The sequence below is a fragment of the Paenibacillus kribbensis genome (genome assembly GCF_001705305.1).
Classification (GTDB): Bacteria; Bacillota; Bacilli; order Paenibacillales; family Paenibacillaceae; genus Paenibacillus; species Paenibacillus kribbensis_B.
Window position 1 is genome coordinate 149,980 of sequence record NZ_MCBP01000003.1, and the last position, 19,419, is coordinate 169,398.

General features: G+C 50.4%; 13 protein-coding genes. All 13 read left to right on the plus strand.

From position 1 onward, the window contains the following. Window positions 1-193: 193 nt before the first annotated feature. The 13 genes from BAZ21_RS06665 to nifB all read left to right on the plus strand — a co-directional run bounded on the left by BAZ21_RS06665 (window position 194) and on the right by nifB (window position 19,413). On the plus strand, window positions 194-1,417 hold the full coding sequence (locus BAZ21_RS06665) for a M20 family metallopeptidase (RefSeq protein WP_068498312.1): 1,224 nt from the start codon (window positions 194-196) through the stop codon (window positions 1,415-1,417). Beyond that, window positions 1,410-2,828, plus strand: a complete 1,419-nt coding sequence (locus BAZ21_RS06670) for a YfcC family protein (RefSeq protein ID WP_068498314.1) — start codon at window positions 1,410-1,412, stop codon at window positions 2,826-2,828. The genes BAZ21_RS06665 and BAZ21_RS06670 overlap by 8 nt, the downstream gene beginning before the upstream one ends. A gap of 400 nt (window positions 2,829-3,228) precedes the next feature. Next, window positions 3,229-4,920: a PucR family transcriptional regulator gene (locus BAZ21_RS06675; protein WP_068498316.1), complete on the plus strand. Its 1,692-nt coding sequence runs from the start codon at window positions 3,229-3,231 to the stop codon at window positions 4,918-4,920. A gap of 346 nt (window positions 4,921-5,266) precedes the next feature. After that, on the plus strand, window positions 5,267-6,499 hold the full coding sequence (gene allC / locus BAZ21_RS06680) for an allantoate deiminase (RefSeq protein ID WP_068498319.1): 1,233 nt from the start codon (window positions 5,267-5,269) through the stop codon (window positions 6,497-6,499). A 64-nt stretch (window positions 6,500-6,563) separates the two neighbouring features. Further along, window positions 6,564-7,802 carry an MFS transporter gene (locus tag BAZ21_RS06685; RefSeq protein ID WP_068498322.1) on the plus strand — a complete coding sequence of 413 codons (1,239 nt, stop codon included), beginning with the start codon at window positions 6,564-6,566 and terminating at the stop codon, window positions 7,800-7,802. Between the two features lie 78 nt (window positions 7,803-7,880). Further along, entirely contained in the window at window positions 7,881-8,648 is a 768-nt protein-coding gene (allE, locus tag BAZ21_RS06690; RefSeq protein ID WP_068498323.1) for a (S)-ureidoglycine aminohydrolase, read from the plus strand. A gap of 77 nt (window positions 8,649-8,725) precedes the next feature. After that, a complete protein-coding gene (gene allD / locus BAZ21_RS06695; RefSeq protein ID WP_068498325.1) occupies window positions 8,726-9,775 on the plus strand; it encodes an ureidoglycolate dehydrogenase in 1,050 nt (349 codons plus the stop codon). 57 nt (window positions 9,776-9,832) lie between these two features. After that, window positions 9,833-11,593, plus strand: coding sequence for an acyl-CoA synthetase FdrA (gene fdrA / locus BAZ21_RS06700; protein WP_068498327.1), 1,761 nt, complete (start codon window positions 9,833-9,835; stop codon window positions 11,591-11,593). A 78-nt stretch (window positions 11,594-11,671) separates the two neighbouring features. Continuing rightward, entirely contained in the window at window positions 11,672-12,931 is a 1,260-nt protein-coding gene (locus BAZ21_RS06705) for a YlbE family protein (protein ID WP_068498328.1), read from the plus strand. A gap of 25 nt (window positions 12,932-12,956) precedes the next feature. Next, the gene (locus BAZ21_RS06710) at window positions 12,957-13,910 is read left to right on the plus strand and encodes a DUF2877 domain-containing protein (RefSeq protein WP_305119088.1); all 954 of its coding nucleotides are present in this window, start codon (window positions 12,957-12,959) and stop codon (window positions 13,908-13,910) included. After that, window positions 13,840-14,775 (plus strand): carbamate kinase, encoded by a 936-nt coding sequence (gene arcC / locus BAZ21_RS06715; RefSeq protein WP_068498332.1) that lies wholly within the window; start codon window positions 13,840-13,842, stop codon window positions 14,773-14,775. Before BAZ21_RS06710 ends, arcC begins: the two co-directional genes overlap by 71 nt. A gap of 305 nt (window positions 14,776-15,080) precedes the next feature. After that, window positions 15,081-17,546 carry a rhamnogalacturonan lyase gene (locus tag BAZ21_RS06720; RefSeq protein WP_068498334.1) on the plus strand — a complete coding sequence of 822 codons (2,466 nt, stop codon included), beginning with the start codon at window positions 15,081-15,083 and terminating at the stop codon, window positions 17,544-17,546. Between the two features lie 397 nt (window positions 17,547-17,943). Then, window positions 17,944-19,413 (plus strand): nitrogenase cofactor biosynthesis protein NifB, encoded by a 1,470-nt coding sequence (nifB, locus tag BAZ21_RS06725; protein WP_068498336.1) that lies wholly within the window; start codon window positions 17,944-17,946, stop codon window positions 19,411-19,413. Window positions 19,414-19,419: the final 6 nt, after the last annotated feature.

Sequence of the window (19,419 nt, forward strand, 5' to 3'; positions counted from 1 at the left end):
TTTGATTACCGTGAGTAGCCCTATTTTTTGGTGTAAAACGGCGTTTTTCAAGGATTTCCATGTCATATATAAAATAATTTTAAGTGTAAAACCAAAAAATATTAAATTTACTTCACTGAAATTCGCTTATACAATGTTGATTAATAAATTGTATAATTATTCGTTATGACGAATGAAAGGCGGCATTTCACTGATGGAATCAACGACGAATGGACAGGCTGGCAGAACACCATCTCATGAAGAGATTTTGAAGGCTGTAGATGCAAAGGATCACGAGCTGCGGGAGCTTGCCCGAACGATACATGCACATCCTGAATTGAGCTTTCATGAATATCAGGCTCAGGGATGGCTCACCAATATATTGGAACAGGCTGGTTTTGCAGTGGAAAAGGGAATTGCCGGACTGGAAACCTCCTTCCGCGCAGTATGGGAAGGGAAGCCCGGCGGGCCCACCATCGCACTGCTGGCAGAGTATGACGCACTGCCGGCGATTGGACATGCCTGCGGACACAACCTGATTTGTACCGCCTCGGTCGGAGCAGCCATGGCCCTCAAGGAAGCGGTGCCGGACCTGCCCGGACGCATCGTGATATTGGGTACACCGGCCGAGGAGGAGGGCGGCGGCAAAATCATCATGTGCGAGCACGGCGTGTTTGACGGCGTGGACGCCGTGATGATGGTGCATCCGCAGAGCAAAACGATGGTTTTGCGCGGGGGACTGGCCTGCGTAGATGCCACGTTCACGTTTCACGGCAAGCAGGCCCATGCTGCTTCCTCCCCGGAGAAGGGTATCAGTGCGCTGGATGCCATGATTAATGCCTTTGTGGCGATTAATTCGGTTCGCCAGTTCGTCACCAGTGACGTGCGTATTCACGGCATTATTACAAAAGGCGGGGATGCCCCGAATGTTGTGCCGGAACTATGTGAGGCCGTGTTTATTTTGCGTGCCCAAACTGTTGTTGGCTTGGCCGAAGTACGGAACAAGGTGTACCGCGCTGTTCGTGCTGCGGCAGAAGGCATGGGCGCGACGGTGGACATTGCCGAGGGACTTATCTATGCGGAGCGCAATACCAACAAGACATTGGCTGCTTTGTTCCAAAGCAATTTGGAGCAGCTTGGTCTGGAGGTTCATGAACCCCCTGCACAGGGAGGGATCGGCTCGTCGGATATCGGCAATGTCAGCCAGATTACCGCAGCCATTCACCCTTATATCCGACTGGGTGATGCGTCCACCCATACGCCGGAATTTGCCCGGCTTGCGGGCGCGGAGGAAGGCATGGTTGAAATGAATTATGCTGCCAAAGCGCTGGCGCTGACCACCTATGATCTATTGACCGACCCCGTGGCTTTAAAAGAGGTACGAACCGAATTTGAACAGTGGCAAGCGCAGAGAAACGGGGGGCATCCGAATGAGTAGCAACAGCACCGTACCGAGCGGATCTAGAAAATGGCTGAAAATGCCGCACACCTTTGTCATTCTTATTTTCCTGACGCTAGTGGCCGGGATACTTACCTATGTTGTTCCTGCTGGAGAGTTTGAACGGGTTAAAAATGAAGCGACCGGTAAAACACTTCTCGTTCCCGGTTCATACGCTCATGTCGATCCGAATCCGGTTACGCTGTGGGATATTCCGAAATCCATTGTATCCGGTCTGGTCGATTCGGCCGATGTCGTCTTTTTTATTCTCATTATCGGTGGTGTTTTCCAGATTATTACGTCCTCAGGAACGATTGAGGCGGTGACTGGAAGAGTCGCAAGGTCTTTTTCCAACAAGGGCATATGGGTGATTCCCGTATTTATTACCCTGTTTTCCGTCGGTGGCTTTACCATGGGCATGTCCACCGAGGTGATGGTATTTGTACCCATCGGTATTGCCATTGCCCGGGCGTTGAAATTTGATGCCATGACAGGCACGGCCATGATTTCACTGGGGGCCTCCTGCGGATTTACGGCTGGACTGCTGAACCCGTTTAATGTCGGATTAGCACAGGCGATTGCGCAAATTCCTATTTTTTCAGGACTGTGGCTTCGTGCCATTCTGTTAGTCATTTTGATTGTGATTACCAGCTTATATATTATGCGCTATGCCAGCAAAGTGAAGAATAGCCCGGAGAGCAGCCTTGTTTACGAATTGGAACAGAGTGCTGAAGACAAGCCGGTGGATTTATCGAATCTGCCCTCCATACAGCTTAGGCATATCCTGATCATTTTGACTGTCGCAGTGAGCTTTGCAATGTTGATCTGGGGGGTGTCCAAACAGGATTGGTGGATGGAGGAGCTGGCAGCGCTGTTTCTTTCGATGGGAGTGATCTCGGGATTTTGCGCAGGCTATGGGCCGAGTCGTATTGCTACAGAGTTTGTAAAAGGAGCGAAGGATATCACGTATGGTGCCTTGATTATCGGTTTTGCCCGTTCCATCGTAGTTGTGCTGGATCACGGCAATGTCATTGACTCCATTGTCAACAGTCTGGCTATGGTAGTCGGACATCTGCCAGAGTCAGTGCAAGTGCTGGGAATGTATGTGTTCCAAAATATCATGAACGTATTCATCACCTCCGGCTCGGGTATGGCCGCGACGACGATGCCGATTATGGTGCCACTGTCCGATCTGCTGGGCATTACAAGACAGACAACGGTACTTGCCTTCCAATTGGGAGACGGCTTCTCGAACATGATTTTGCCTACTTCCTCTGCCTTAATGGGAAGCTTGGCTGTATCGGGTATTCCATATCAAAAATGGGTTCGTTTCTTCTGGCCGCTACTGGCCATCTGGTTCGTACTGGGTGCAGTATTCGTAGTCGTAGCCCAAATCATCGGGTATCACTAAAGTATAAAAGCAGGATAGCCCTTATACTGTTTGAATGTTCATAGCAAATACAGGGATCAAAACACTCTGCACGTGTAAGCAGCCAGTCGTCGGAAACCAATCGGCGACTGGCTATTTGGTTTTATTTTCGTATACATAGCTTCTTCATTCCGTACTATTAAAAACTCTAAATGTGAATTTGGAGATAGTAAAACGATTACAGTATTATTATGATAGAAAATATCCTAAGAATTAGCAGTGAAAACCGGAGGTGGATTTTGGTCATAAGACTGCGATAGTGAAATGATATTCAAATAAAAATCCTTTTCGAACACGTACTAATAGATACCAAGGAAATAAGAGATTGGGCTTGTTTCTTTCCTCGACTAATCTACTTCTATATCGATGGGAGCCGGAAATGATGGAATTCAAGGTAAAGGATTTGTTTCTAATCGATACACTAAAGCAAGCGTTCGTCATCAGTGGCAAGCAGGGCCTGAACAATCCGATTCGCGGAGTGACAATTATAGAGGCGCCGGATATCGCCGAGTGGATTAGCGGGGGAGAATTGCTGCTAAGCAGTCTGTATCCGCTGCAATCCTACAATGTTAGCGAACAGAAAGCTTTTATGGCCCAGTTATCCGAAAAACAAGCAAGCGCATTAATTATAAAAACTGGGAGATTTGTACACGACATTCCTTCCGGCATCATCGAAGCGTCGGAGACGCTCCATCTGCCCGTTATTCAGATTCCGAAGCAAGTCCCTTACCGAGAGATCATATATCCGGTGATGGAAGCCCTTTTTAACAACCAAGTGGTAAAGCTCAAATACTTTAAGGAAGCCCATGACAAATTTATTGCGCTTACACTTGCTAATAAAGGCTCTGAACATATTATTGCTTCCTTAAGAAAGCTGATTGGCAATCCTGTGACTTTATATGATCGGAACTTCCACCCCATATCGTCGACCGATCCTCATTTGGTACAGTTTGAAGTGCTGGAACACGAGGAAGCGGATACTGCCCGGATGGATACGGAGTTCCCTTTTTATCGGCAGCGAGTGAACTATCCGGATTGGGACGGCCGAATGTGCAACCATTTTGTCATTCCGGTTGAAACAGTGAATCATATCAAGATTCATCTCGTTATTCATGAAACGTGCAAAACAGTAGAAGCGCTTGATTTCATTGCGATTGAAAACGCGGCCACTTCCTTGTCGCTCGATCTCGTCAAGCAATATGCCGTAGCTGAAGTAGAAATGAAATTCAAAGATGACTTAATCGATGATCTGCTGCATGCCAAAATTGAATCACTGCAGAGCGTATATCAGCGGGCCAATTTGATCGGCTGGGATTTGAACAAGACATATGTCGTCGTACTGTTCCGCTTGCGGGCCGCGGATGGATACGATGCGATGAAAACAGATCTGTATGGACTACATAATCCATATCAGCGTATGCTGTATGAATTCATTCATCAGCAGGTTCCGGAAGGCACCATCCGAAGCCGGAGCGATCAACTCATTGTTTTGTGGAATGTGGAAAGCGCCGAAGAAGACAAATCAGCCTGCTTGCGCACGATAAAGAAAGCAGCCGAGCGCATTCAGAAAATGTTTTATAAAAGCTTTCAGCATCTCAACTTGCAGGTCGGCATCGGGAGTGCGGCCCATTCGATAACGGAGCTGCCCCGCAGCTATAAGGAAGCCCAGGACGCTTTACAGCTTGGGACGATGATGAATGGCAGTTCCGCAATCGCGGCCTTTTCGGATTTGGGTATATACCGCTTGCTTTGTCAAATCGAGGACGCCGGAGAGCTGGCGAAATTTATTCCGCCCTCGTTAAAAAAATTGCTTGCCTACAAGCAGCCAAACAGGGAGGATTTAATCAAAACGCTGCAAACGTTTTTGCAGCACCATCAAAACGCCGCCAAAACAGCCGAGGAGCTGTACGTCCATTATAAAACAGTGACCTACCGGATTGAACGCATCAAGGAAATTACAGGCATTGATCTGGAAGATCCGGATGAGGTGCTGTCTGTGCAAGTCGGCTTGAAAATTCTCGTCTTGATTGGCGATAATCCTGTCACTTGGCATTTAGATCATGCAAACGTGTGAGTAGAGTAGAATATGGCCTTTCTATTCAGGCTCCGCTTCATGAGGGGGAAGAAGCTCCCGTGAAGCGGAGCTTTTTTGGTGTCCATTTATCCGATATGGATAAAAAGACGGGTCTCTTTTTATCGGGATACCTCGATGTTATTCCCTTTTTAAGCGTTTACAATTACTATGCAAGCAAAAAATGGCCTTAAAAAGTGCGAGTTCAAAAGGTCACTTCCTACTTCGTGTTTCGCAATCAAAAGTGGACTGTTTGAACAACCTCTGAAAGGTTGCGCCACGGATAAGTAAAATACCGATTATCCCGCTTGGAAAACGCGCACATCTTAAAGAAGGGACAGATAAGATCATGGATAAGATCCAAACGGAAACCGTTCGCCTTGTCGAGTGGTTGAGCCAATTCGGCCATGACCCGGCTGGAGGCGTCTCGCGCCTGCTGTATTCCAAGGAGTGGACGGCTGCACAGAAAGCACTGGAGCAGTACATGCAAGAGGAAGGGTTCAGCACGTATTACGATGAGATCGGCAACTTGTACGGACGGTTGGAAGGAAGCCGATACCCGGATCAAACGATTATGAGCGGTTCCCATGTAGACACGGTTCGCAATGGCGGAAAGTATGACGGGCAATATGGCATTATTGCCGCTTTGATGGCGATGCGGGCCTTGAAGCAGCAGTATGGTCAACCGCTGCGTACTTTGGAAGTGGTATCGTTCGCAGAAGAAGAAGGCAGCCGCTTTCCTTATGCCTTCTGGGGTAGTAAAAACCTTGCCGGTGTGGCAAAAAAGGAGGATGTTCAGGAAATTGCGGATTTCAATGGCTTTCCGTTTATGAAAGCGATGGAGCAAGCGGGATTCCGTTTTCGCGATGAGTCGGCTGAGCCGCGCACCGATATTACAGCGTTTGTCGAGCTGCATATTGAGCAAGGCAGCGTCTTGGAGCACGAAGGTCTGTCAGTCGGCGTCGTCCACAGCATTGTTGGGCAGCGGCGCTTTACAGTCGAGATTGCAGGAGAGGCGAATCATGCCGGCACGACGCCGATGGGATACCGCAAAGATGCCGTTTATGCAGCGAGCCGGATGATTAAACAAATTCTGGACCTGGCACAAGCGCATGGCGATCCGCTGGTGACAACGGTCGGCAAGATCGAAGTGAAGCCGAACGTGGTGAATGTCGTGCCGGGCAAAGCGCTGTTCACCCTGGATATTCGTCATACGGACAAAGCGGAGCTGATCCGATTCACGGACGAGGTGACAGAGTTGATGCAACTCACCGCCAGAACAAGCGGGGTGGAATTGGAGATAGACATGTGGATGGATGAGGACCCTGTCCCGATGGATCGCCGGATTCTCGACGTATTGGAACGGCAATGCAAGGAACATAATATTCCGTTCAAGCTGATGCATAGTGGAGCAGGTCATGATTCTCAGATTATGGCGAAGTTTGTGCCTACGGCGATGCTGTTCGTTCCAAGCCGCAATGGAATCAGCCACAATCCGGAAGAGTATACCCGCCCGGAACATCTTGCAGACGGGGTTCAAGCTTTGACCCATGCGCTGTATGAGCTGGCGTATCAAGCATGATTGCAGCGAAAAACAGGACAAGCAGGCAGGCACAAATCGATTTGCGCTGAGGAGAGTGATAAATGTGAGGGACGCAGGCCAACAAGGAAAGTCGGAATATTGGAAAAAAGTCATCGTCATGCTTTGTCTTGGATGGACAGTAATTTGGATTTATCGCACGATCTTGAATCCGATTCTTCCCGAAATTGAACGAGATTTGAATGTGACATCAGATGCGAGCATGGGTCTTATCTTCAGTGTATTTTTCTTTGCCTATACGATGATGCAAATTCCGTCAGGGATGCTGGCGGATAGGTTCGGACGGAAGTCGATTATTATACCGGGATTCATCCTGTTCACCGTCGGGGCTCTGCTGGTTGGATTCTCTACCTCGCTCATGTTCATATTGGTAGCGAGCTTCGTCACGGGATTGGGACAGGGTACTTATTATGGTCCGGCATATTCCCTCTCGTCGGAGACGATCCCCAAGGAGAAGCGCGGCATTTCCACGGCGATCATTAACAGCGGTTCCGCCATTGGCATGGCCATAGGTCTCATTGGCTCAAGCTTCCTTGTGAAGGATGCCGGCTGGAATTGGCGGGTGCTGCTCTTTATTACGGCAGGCCTGGCCTTCAGCTTAATGCTGGTGTTTGCCAAGAATATCAGGAAGACCGCGACGCCGTCAAAAACGGCTGCGGAGGGCACGGATGAGGAGGCTCAAGATAAGGCGACATTCAAACGGCTGTTAGCCAATCCGAAGATGATTGCGTCCTATGTGCTTTATTTTGCGACCTGCTACGGATATTACATGATCGTGACCTGGCTTCCATCTTATTTACAGAATGAACGGGGCTTTCAAGGGTCAGCCATCGGCTTTGCAGCTGCTTTGGTTGCCTTCAGCGCCATACCCGGAGCCCTGCTATTCAGCCGGCTGTCCGACAAGTTTATGCACAAGAAGATTACGTTCATTATCATTTTGGAACTGCTGGCTGCGGCAATGTTATATTTGACTGTTTCGGTAAATACGAGCACCTTGCTTATCGTCTGCCTTGTGCTTTACGGCTTTCTTGGCAAGCTTGCCGTCGAGCCTGTCTTAATCTCGTATGTGGCGGATATCGCGCCAAAGCAAGGGGTAGGGGCAACGTTTGGTTTCTTCAACTTCTTCGGCATGATTTCATCTGTTGTTGCTCCCTTCGTCACCGGTCTCATATCCGATGCGACGGGCAGCAAGGTATTGGGCTTCTATCTGGCGACGATCATCATTGTCATCGGGGCGGCAGTAATGCTGCTGGCCAATATGAAGAAGAAGCCTCAGATATCTTAAAGTTTCTCGGCTTTCAACATCTGCAATTGTAAAATCCATTCTGGAACCGGGTTCATTAAAAAAAGGAGAGTGTGTAACATGGGTTATCCAAAAGATTTGTTATCGAGCCGTTCCATTATCAAGCGTGGCAACTTCGCCTTAATTCCGCCGGAAGGTTTGGTTAAAAATACTGTGCCCGGCTTTGAACAATGCGATTTGACGATACTGGCTTCCCCGCGTCTTGGTGCCAAATTCGTCGATTATGTGGTGACGATGCACGAGGGGGGCAAGAACGAGCAAGGCTTCGGCGAAGCTGGCGTGGAAACATTCGTGTACTGTATGGAAGGGCGGGTGAAGGCTTCTGCGGATGAAGAATCATACTCGCTGCAGGAAGGCGGGTACTTGTATTGTCCGCCGGGCGTGAAGCTGTACTTGAAGAACGAGCAGGCTGAAGATACCCGGTTGTTTTTGTACAAGCAGAAATATACGCCGCTTGAAGGAAATGTCTCTTTTCCATGGGTTGTTTCAGGGAACGTGCACGATCTTGAGCAGATCGATTACGACGGCATGACGAATGTAAAGCTGCAGGACTTACTTCCAACTGATCTTGCATTTGATATGAATTTTCATATTCTGTCATTTGAACCGGGCGGCTGTCATCCGTTTGTGGAGACGCATTATCAGGAGCATGGGGCGATTATGCTGTCCGGTGAAGGCGTATATAACCTGGACAATGAATGGATTCCGATTAAAAAAGGAGATTACCTGTATATGGGGCCTTATGTGCCGCAAGCGACCTACGCTGTAGGCAGAGAGCCGTTCGCCTACTTGTATTCCAAAGATTGCAATCGGGATGCGTCCCTATAAGGGACAGGAATTGACCGCCTTTTGTTGCTGTCCGAATCGGCAGCAAAAGGTGGAATACGTGCAAAGAGGGGATTGACATGAGAGTAACCAAACGAATACTGCATGAGCTTATCCGAACCAAATTGTCCCGCGCCGGATTGTCTGTCGACCATGCGGATGTGGTGGCGGACGTGCTCGTTCATGCCGATGCCCGCGGTCTTCACTCGCATGGGGCCATGCGTGTCGAATATTATGCGGAGCGCATTGCGAAAGGCGGAACGAACGTGAATCCCCGTTTTGTGTTCAAGAAGGAGGGGCCATGCTCCGCCGTCTTCGACGGGGATAACGGAGCCGGGCATGTGGCGGCCAAGCAGGCGATGCAAGAGGCAGTGAATATCGCCAAGGAAAATGGTGTCGCCGTAGTCGGGGTAAGACGTATCGGGCACAGCGGCTCCCTGTCTTACTATGTACAGCAAGCGGCACGGGAAGGGCTAATTGGCATTTCGGTCTGCCAATCCGATCCGATGGTCGTGCCTTTCGGCGGGGCCGAGCCTTATTACGGCACGAACCCGATTGCCTTCGCCGCGCCAGGGGAGGGCAGCGAGCTCATTACCTTTGACATGGCGACTACCGTCCAGGCATGGGGAAAGATTTTGCATGCCCGTTCAAAGCACGAGCCGATTCCGGATACATGGGCGGTGGATAAACAGGGCGTAAGGACGGATGACCCGTTTAAAGTACACGCACTGCTTCCGATTGCAGGGCCAAAAGGGTACGGACTGATGATGATGGTCGATGTGCTGTCCGGTATCCTTCTTGGTTTACCGTTCGGCAATCAGGTCAGCTCTATGTACCACGACCTGACCGAAGGCCGCAATCTGGGCCAGCTTCATATTGTGATTAACCCGTCCTTTTTTACCGATTTGGATACGTTCCGGCGCAACATTTCGAAGACGATGAGTGATTTGAACGGCATTCATCCGGCGCCTGGCTTTGAGCGGGTTCTCTATCCGGGACAGAATTATGACCTGATCGAGCAGGAGAACGAAGCTAACGGCATTGAGATTGTAGACGAGGTATATAACTATCTCGTATCCGATGTCGTTCATAACAACACTTATGACCATAAAGATCCATTTGCAACGTAACACCTGCATGATAAGAAATGTCAATTAATCAAAACGGACAAGTGAGGTGAACCAGGAATGCTGCATACGATCATTAAAAAAAATTCGTATCAAGATTCGGTCAATTTGATGCTTCTGACCAATTATATTTCTGCGCTTGAAGGTGTGATGCAAGCGTCTATCATGATGGGGACGCCGGCCAACAAAGACATTATGCGCAATTCCGGGTTGTATACGGATGAACTGGAGCCAGCCGGGGCCAACGACATGTGCATTGTCATCGATACCGAGACGCACAACGGACTGGATGATATTCTCGTCGCAGTTGACAGCTTCTTAAGCGATCAATCCGTTAGCAGCAGCCAGTCCTCAATGGAGAGCGTGCGCTCGTGGGAGCGCGCGTTGAAGGAGAACCCGAATGCCAACTTGGCCATTATTTCGGTACCAGGTCAATACGCGGCGACAGAAGCGGACAAAGCGCTCGATTACGGACTGCATGCCTTTATTTTTAGTGACAATGTACCGGTAGAAGAAGAATTGAGCCTGAAACAGAAGGCACATGATAAAGGGCTGCTCGTGATGGGCCCTGATTGCGGTACAGGTATTATATCGGGCGTTCCGCTCGCCTTCGCGAATCGGGTGAAAGCGGGCAATATCGGTATCGTCGGCGCATCGGGCACAGGCATCCAGGAGGTGACTACGCTGATCGACCGCATGGGCGGCGGCATCAGTCACGCGATTGGCACCGGGGGTCGAGACCTCTCGGAGACTATCGGAGCGATTACGATGCTGGACGGTATCCGCGGACTGGCGCATAACGACCAGACCGAGGTAATCGTCATTATTTCCAAGCCGCCGGCCAAGGCGGTGCGCGAGAAGGTCGTAAGCCAGCTGCAGGGGCTGCCGAAGCCGGTGGTCACTCTCTTCCTTGGAGAGAAACCGTCTGCACATGAAGGGAATGTCTATGAGGCTTACACGTTGGAGGAAGCGGCGATGATTGCGATTGATCTGGCAAAAGGTGCCGCCGTGCAGCCGCTATATAGCTTGCCGATCGATGTGCCGAAGACAGCATTGAATCCGGGACAAACCTCGATTCAGGGTTTGTATGCAGGCGGCACATTAGCTGCCGAGGCGGCCATGCTCATCGCGGATGCCCTTCAACTGAAGGATGGACTTATCCATGAAGCGGGTTATGTCCTCAGATCAAACGGTCATGCCATCGTTGACTTAGGCGACGATATGTACACACAAGGCAAGCCGCATCCGATGATTGATCCGGCTACCCGGATTCAGCATATTGAGAAGGCTGCGCAAGATCCAGCCACCGCGGTCATTTTATTCGACGTCGTGCTGGGGTACGGCGGTCATGACGACGTGGCGGGTGTGCTGGCTCCGGCTATTGAGAAAGCCGCAGCTAAGGCGAAGACGGAAGGGCGCAACCTCTATTTTGTAGCTGCTCTGTGCGGCACCCATCAAGATCCGCAGTCTTATGCAGAGCAGAAGCGCAAGTTCGAACAGGCGGGCGTGTTAGTCAAAGAGAGCAACAACCAGGCAGTGCGCACGGTGCTGGCCATGATGCAACTCAGTCTCGAAGACGTGCCGAAGGCACACCGTCCTGCAACAACGGCCGCTCCCGAGGCGTTCTCCGCCTCTGCCGCAATCGAAGCGTTGCTTGCCGGGAAGCCGTCTGTCATTAATGTGGGGCTGCGAAAATTTACAGAATCCATTACTGCAAGCGGTGCTCCGGCGATCCAGTACGACTGGAGACCGGTTGCGGGCGGCAGCGTGAAGATGCAGCGAATATTAGACCAATTAAAAGATTACCGGTTTACGAGTTAACGATAAATCAACTGCCTATGAACTGCGTCTATGTTGAACAATCAACGTTGCAGATGAACGGCCAGGAGGGAATCTCATATGAAATATCAGACTATTGATGAAGCCAATCGGGCGGTTATTGACAAAATTGCTGGCGGAGCGCCGTTTCTCGTCGATGTAGTACCGGCATATACCGTCATTCCGGAGTTGGAAGGCAAGACGCTGCTGCATGCGGGCCCGCCGATAGCATATAAGGACATGACAGGCCCCATGCAAGGCTCGTGCGTAGGTGCTGCTTTATTCGAGGGCTGGGCGAAGGATGAAATGGAGGCCCGCAGCATGTTAGAACGGGGCGATATCCATTTCATCCCGTGCCACCATGTCAAGGCAGTCGGTCCTATGGGAGGAATCACATCCGGTAATATGCCGGTATTCGTAGTCAACAACCGTTCCGAAGGCAATGAGGCTTACTGCATCATGAACGAAGGCATCGGCAAGGTGCTTCGCTTCGGCGCTTATTCAGAAGAAGTTATTACCCGCTTGACATGGATGAAGGATGTGCTTGGCCCGACGCTTTCGCGGGCGCTTAAGGCGACGAAGGAAGGTCTTAACCTGAATGTCATGATCGCGAAAGCCATTACGATGGGGGATGAATTCCATCAACGCAATATTGCCGCTTCGCTCGTCTTTTTGAAAGAAATCAGCCCTTATATCGTTAATCTTGATTTGGACAAGCAGGAGATGCAAAGCGTTATCAAATTTTTGGCGGATACCGATCAATTCTTCCTGAATATCATGATGGCAGCTTCCAAGGCTGTAATGGATGGGGCCCGCACCATCAAAGCAGGCACGGTCGTAACCGCCATGTGCCGGAATGGACAGGATTTTGGCATCCGCATCAGCGGCATGGGAGACGAATGGTTTACCGCACCTGTAAATACACCGCAGGGGCTGTTCTTTACCGGCTTTTCGCAAGTGGACGCCAATCCGGACATCGGCGACAGCGCGATTACGGAAACGTTTGGCGTCGGGGGGATGGCGATGATTGCGGCTCCAGGCGTTACGCGGTTCGTCGGGGCCGGAGGATTTCAAGATGCCTTGGCAACGAGCAATGAAATGGTCGAAATCTCTATCGACCAGAACCCGAACTTTACTGTTCCGACCTGGAACTTCCGTGGAATTTGCCTCGGTATTGATGCCAGAAAAGTAGTGGAAACGGGAATTACGCCAGTCATTAATACCGGTATTGCCCACAAAGAACCGGGTGTGGGGCAGATCGGCGCCGGTACAGTTCGTCCGCCTGTCGAATGCTTTGAGAAGGCGCTTGAAGCTTATGCGTCGAAGCTTGGACTTCTGTAAAGCGTCGCTTTATACATCTTGTCTCATGGGAGAGGAGATTCACGCCCAGCTTACGGCACTCCTCTCCCGGAGGCCGATTGGCCGTGTCCACAGCATTTTCGAGAATGGAATCAACCTGGCTATGGAAGACGCGTTGATTTTTGTCGGGACAACGAAGAACGGTAGAGTTCCGTTCGGTATTCATATGGGACAAGAAAGCGTCAGCAGGCTGCGTTTTTATGTCAAGTGTAATGACGGAGTCGTTGCCGGGACGCCGGACATGCTTCAATTCTATCATCCCCAATACCCGGTGACGCTTGATCTTTCGCAAGCCGCGCCGTTCCATTATGAAATCCGTACCGGTTACTACTGTAGTTTTCGTGATTTATTTCACGTTGATACATTAGTGAAAACATGCCTCACTTGGGGTGTGCCGACGGGACTCGACATGGAATGGAACCGTTTTCTCGCGAAAGATTATAGACCGGATGATCCGCAGTACACTACGGTACGGCATGCGGAACAATTGCTTGACGCCTTGTTATCCGGCGAGGTTCGAGCCATCGAGCCGCCTTTGCGGTATTTTCTGGGGCGTGGGCCAGGACTGACGCCGTCGGGAGATGATTTCCTTATCGGATTGTTGGCCGTTCATAGGTTGACCGGCGCTTTTCATCCAGAGTTATTGACCATCTTGCGTCATATTTTGGAAACAGAAGCAATTACGACAGATGTAAGCAAAGCTTATTTGCTCCATGCGCTGCACGGCCGATTCAGCGACAAGGTAACCCGGGTGTTGAACGCGATGGTTATGAAGGATGCATCCTATTTTCAAACCAGGCTTTCGCTATTGCTGCAAACCGGACACAGCTCCGGGATCGATACGGTATTCGGGATCGCCAATGCCATCATGGCCCTAAGGAGGTATGAACATGTCAGAACGAGTTGTGATTGCATTGGGGGGCAACGCCATTTTGCGGCCTCACCAAGAAGCAACCTATGAGAACCAGCTTGAAAATGTACGCAGCAGCAGTGAAAAGATTGCTGATATCGTGGAAGCGGGCTACAAAGTCGTCATTACACATGGCAATGGTCCGCAGGTGGGATTGATTTTGCAGCAAAATGAAGAAGCGAAAGAAGTTGTCTCTCCTTTTCCGTTAGACGTATGCAGTGCGGAGTCTCAAGGATTGATCGGTTACATGCTCGATCAATCCTTGAAGAATGAACTGCGGAAGCGGGGCCTGACGCAGCAGGTCGTCAGTGTGCTGACACAAACGCAGGTATCCGAGGAAGATGAAGCCTTTCTGCATCCGACCAAGCCAATCGGCACCTTCTACAGCGAAGAGCAAGCCAGGCAAATGATTCAGAAGAAAGGCTGGAACATGAGTGAAGATGCGGGCCGGGGATGGCGTCGCGTCGTTCCTTCGCCGCAGCCGCAGTCTATTTTGGAGTCAGAAACCATTATGAAGCTTGTCGAGAGCGGAGCGATTGTCATTGCTTCCGGAGGTGGAGGTATTCCGGTTATCAGGCAAACGGACGGCACGATTAAAGGCGTCGAAGCGGTAATCGACAAGGATCGCAGCGGCCGCAAATTGGCCGAAGAAGCGAACGCCGATATCTTCATGATGGTGACAGACGTGCAAAATGTTTTCATTCATTACGGAAAGCCGGAGCAGCAGGTGCTAGGCCATATCAGTATGGAGGAAGCCAAACAGTATGTTCAGGAGGGACATTTCTCCACAGGCAGTATGGGACCGAAGATAGAAGCGGCTATATCATTTGCAGAACAAGGAAAACACACGATTATATGTTCAATCGAAGATGCCGTTTCGGCCCTCAGGGGAATAGCCGGCACGCATATTTCCTGATTAGCTGGCACAGTCAGAGAGGGTGCAAGCGGCAACATTAGTCATAATTCCGTCAAGTAGACAAGAGAAAAAAATCACCATGCAGCGACCGTTTCCCGGTATTCAACCAGGGAACGGTTGTTTAGCTTTTTCTGAAAGAGCTCGTAGTTATAGAACAACACGGATTTGTGTAGAGGAATCCCCGGATATTTAAACGCTTTTGGGAGAATGGCAAAACTATAATAAAAAAGGAATTCAAGTTATGTAAGCGCAATCATTATGGGGATTTGCTTGTCATCACAATACAATCGAGGAGGACGACTTGGATGACTCAAAGGAAAGGCGCATGGCGAAAGGGAAGCTTGACCGCCGCGTTGGCAGCGATGCTGGCGATGACGGGTATGACTGGAGGAGTGGCTGCGGAAGACTTGTCCGAACCGGCGACGCTACAGGCGGAATCAGCAATCGCTGCTGAACAGAATCGTAGCGGCAGCATCCAGCTGGAAAAGCTGAATCGCGGACTGGTGGCTGCGGTGACGCAGGAGGGTGTATTTTTAAGCTGGCGGTTGTTGGCCCAGGAAGTGAGTGGCTATGGCCCAACAGGGCTGACGGGAGCGGATTTTAACGTATACCGTGACGGCAAGAAAATTGCGACGGTGACCGACAGCACCAACTATCTCGATAAGGAAGGCACCGGAAATGCGGTGTACAGGGTGGCATCGGTTGTTAACGGACGGGAAAAGGATCGCAGCGACAAAGTGAAGCCATGGCAGCAGGGCTACTATGAGCTTCCTCTTCAAAAGCCGGCCGATGGCGTAACACCCGCAGGTGAAGCCTATACCTACTCAGCCAACGATATGAGCGTTGGAGATGTGGACGGAGACGGACAATATGAATTTTTTGTAAAATGGGACCCGTCGAATTCCAAAGATGTATCTCAGAAAGGTTATACCGGAAATACGTATGTCGATGCGTATACGTTCGAGGGCAAGCTGTTGTACCGGATTGACCTCGGTGTGAATATTCGATCAGGTGCACATTATACACAGATGATGGTGTACGATTTTGACGGAGACGGCAAAGCCGAGCTGATGTTCAAGACGGCTCCGGGGACCAAAACGATTACCTTTGACAAGAAGGGCAAGCCGAAAAAAGAAAAGTATATTACCTTGCCCCGTGAGGATCGCAAAGCTGGAATTACACATCAGGATGATTATCGTTTGAGCCGTACGGATTACTATGAGCATGTAGTGAACATGTTCATGAACTGGACGAAGCATGAAGAAGTGGTCAAGGGGCAGTGGCCTGCTACGCTGGAGGAGTGCTTTGGTATTGCTCCAAAGTACAGCTATCCGTTATCCCGAAAGGATGCGGAAAGCCTGACGGACTATTTTATGGATGTATACGCCCCTTCGCGAAGCGACAAAAACAAGCTGAGAGAGTTCGAAGGCTTCATTGTGGATGGACCGGAGTATTTGACCATTTTCAAAGGAAAAACGGGAGCTGAGCTGGAAACCATCCGCTATGAGCCGGAGCGTCATGACGATGGTCTTATGTGGGGGGATTATGCCATGGCCCGGATTGAACCTGCCAACCGTGTGGATCGTTTCCTGGCTGGGGTGGCTTATCTGGATGGTCGCAAGCCTTATGCTGTATTTGCACGCGGCTATTATACCCGTTCCACGCTGGTCACCTATACATGGGACGGCCGTCATCTCCAAAAGCATTGGATGGTAGACAGTGGCTGGGCACCGATGACCAATCCGTTTAACGATAGTCCGCACGGACGGGACGGAACGGACCCGAAATTCGGTACTTTGACCACACAGGGAGCGCATTCACTGAGTGTGGTGGATGTAGATGGTGACGGCAAGGACGAGATCGTATACGGCTCTGCTACCATCGACCATGACGGCAGTCTGCTGTACAGCTCTTTTGATGTTATGCCCCCTGAAAGCGCGATTCCGGGTCAAACCGCCAGACTGGGACACGGCGATGCGCTGCATGTGACCGATATTGACCCGGATCGGCCGGGCAAAGAAATCTTTATGGTGCATGAGGGTGGAACCTATGCTCCGTATGGCTATTCGCTTCGAGATGCCAAGACGGGTAAAGTCATCTACGGCGGATATTCCGGCAAGGATACAGGCCGTGGAATGGTCGGTGACATAGACCCGGATCAGCGAGGGCTGGAAACCTGGGCCATGGGCTTGTGGACTGCGGCGGGCAAGCAGCTTGATACGAAGATGCCAGGCACTAATATGAGCATCAAATGGGCCGCTAATATGACCACACAAATCGTGAACGGGGCGATCGACGTAACCCCAACCATTGAAGATTGGAAACGAGGCACATTGCTGACCGCAACAGGCACCAAAACGAACAACTATACCAAAGGAACACCATCACTGGTAGCCGACGTTTTCGGAGATTGGCGCGAGGAAATGCTTGTCCGTACAGCGGATAGCTCGGCGATCCGTATCTATTTGAGCACCGAGCCTACGACGCATAAATTATACACGTTGATGCATGATCCGCAGTACCGGGCGGATGTAGCGCGTCAAAATACCGGCTACAACCAGCCGTCCTACACGAGCTTTTACTTTGCATCCGATATGGATTGGGCGAACGTGCCGATTCCCAAGCTCTACACACCAAGAGCTTTGATGGAGGAAGATAGCAGCGACGAAGCGGATGAGGCAGAGGCATCGAAGATTGATGCAACGAAGATGGATGAAAAGGAAGTCGGTGGAGCGAAAGTTGATGGGGCGGAAATAGATGCAAAATTATAGTTGCTGAATTTAGAATAAACGGGCTATCCTCTCAAGATATTCTTGAGCATTCGGGATAGCCTATTTGCATTTTTACAGCGTTAGCAACAGATTGCTGGTGAATGTATGTGTAGGGGAGGATTTTGCAAAATCCTGCTTTTATCAGGAGAACCGTATGTACGGACTCTCTTTTTTTGGCTTTGTGCCATTGAGAAAATGAAATGTAACCGCACACATGTTAAAGATATGATATCTTATCTAACGTAAAAAATGACACATATGTGAAATGAGGACAAATGTCAGAGATTTCATGGAGAAGCGAATTGACTGGAATGGCCTCTGTCTCTAAGATGTAATTATATTCCAGAAAAAACAAGAGATTTGTGTAAGGGAATATAACGTGGAAAGGAGGAAATGAATGGACTCTTTAGCTGATCTCTCGGAGACCCCCTTAGCATTAGAAACCCTCAGACGACATCCCTGTTATAACGAAGAGGCGCATCGCTACTTTGCGCGCATTCATCTTCCGGTAGCTCCGGCCTGCAATATTCAGTGCCATTATTGCAACCGCAAATTCGATTGCGTCAATGAAAGTCGTCCCGGCGTTGTCAGTGAACTGCTCACGCCGGAACAGGCGGCACGCAAGACCTATGGCGTAGCGGCACAGCTCATGCAGCTGTCCGTCGTCGGCATTGCGGGACCTGGAGATCCGTTGGCCAATGCGGACGCAACCTTCGATACCTTCCGCCGGGTCCGTGAGACAGTTAAGGATGTCATTTTCTGTCTCAGTACGAATGGCCTTACCTTGATCAGACATGTCGACAGGATTGTAGAGTTGGGCATTTCACATGTCACGATCACGATCAATGCTGTAGATCCAGCCGTGGGGAGCCGCATTTATGGATGGGTTTACGATGAAGGAAAACGCTATGCGGGAGAGGAGGCCGCACGGTTGTTGATTCACCGCCAGCTGGCAGGCTTGAAGATGCTGGCTTCCAGAGGCATTTTGTGCAAGGTGAACTCGGTGCTGATTCCCGAAGTCAATGATACCCATCTGCCGGAGGTAGCCAGGGTGGTCAAGGAGCACGGTGCGGTGCTTCACAACATTATGCCGCTCATCATCGCTCCCGGCAGCCGGTATGAGCAGGAAGGGATGCGGGCACCCCGTCCCCGTTTGGTCCGGCAGCTGCAGGAGCAATGTGCCGACGCGGGAGCCGTCATTATGCGCCATTGCCGTCAGTGCAGGGCGGATGCGATTGGACTGCTGGGTGATGATCGCAATCAGGATTTTACATGGGAGAACATAGCGGCTGCTCCTCCTATGGATGAAGGGGCAAGGGCACAATTTCAGAAAGAACTGGATGAGAAGGTGAGAGTGAAAATGGAACGCAAGGAGGGACAATCGGGCCGTAAGCAATCGTCAACCGGGGCTGGCTGCAGCTGTCCGTTATCGGGAGGTCAGCCTAAAGCAAGCTATGCCTCAAAGCCGGTCCTGATCGCCGTGGCCAGCCGTGGCGGAGGAAAGGTGAATCAGCATTTCGGCCGTGCCAAGGAGTTCATGATCTATGAAAGCGACGGGAATATTGTACATTTCGTAGGCATTCGCAAGGTGCAATCCTACTGTCACGGCAAAGCCGATTGCAATGGGGACAAGGCTGAGACGATGAAGGAGATCCTTTCCATGGTGCATGACTGTGCATTGCTGCTGTCGTCCGGCATAGGCGAAGCCCCCAAAGAGGCACTGCAGGAAGCTGGCGTACTGCCTATTGTATGTGGCGGAGATATTGAGGAATCCGTTTTGGAATACGTAAGATTTCTACGTTATATGTATCCTGTACAAAGCAGTAAGGGAAGTAAGCATTCACCCATTGAACATTTTGGAGGCTGAGAAAAT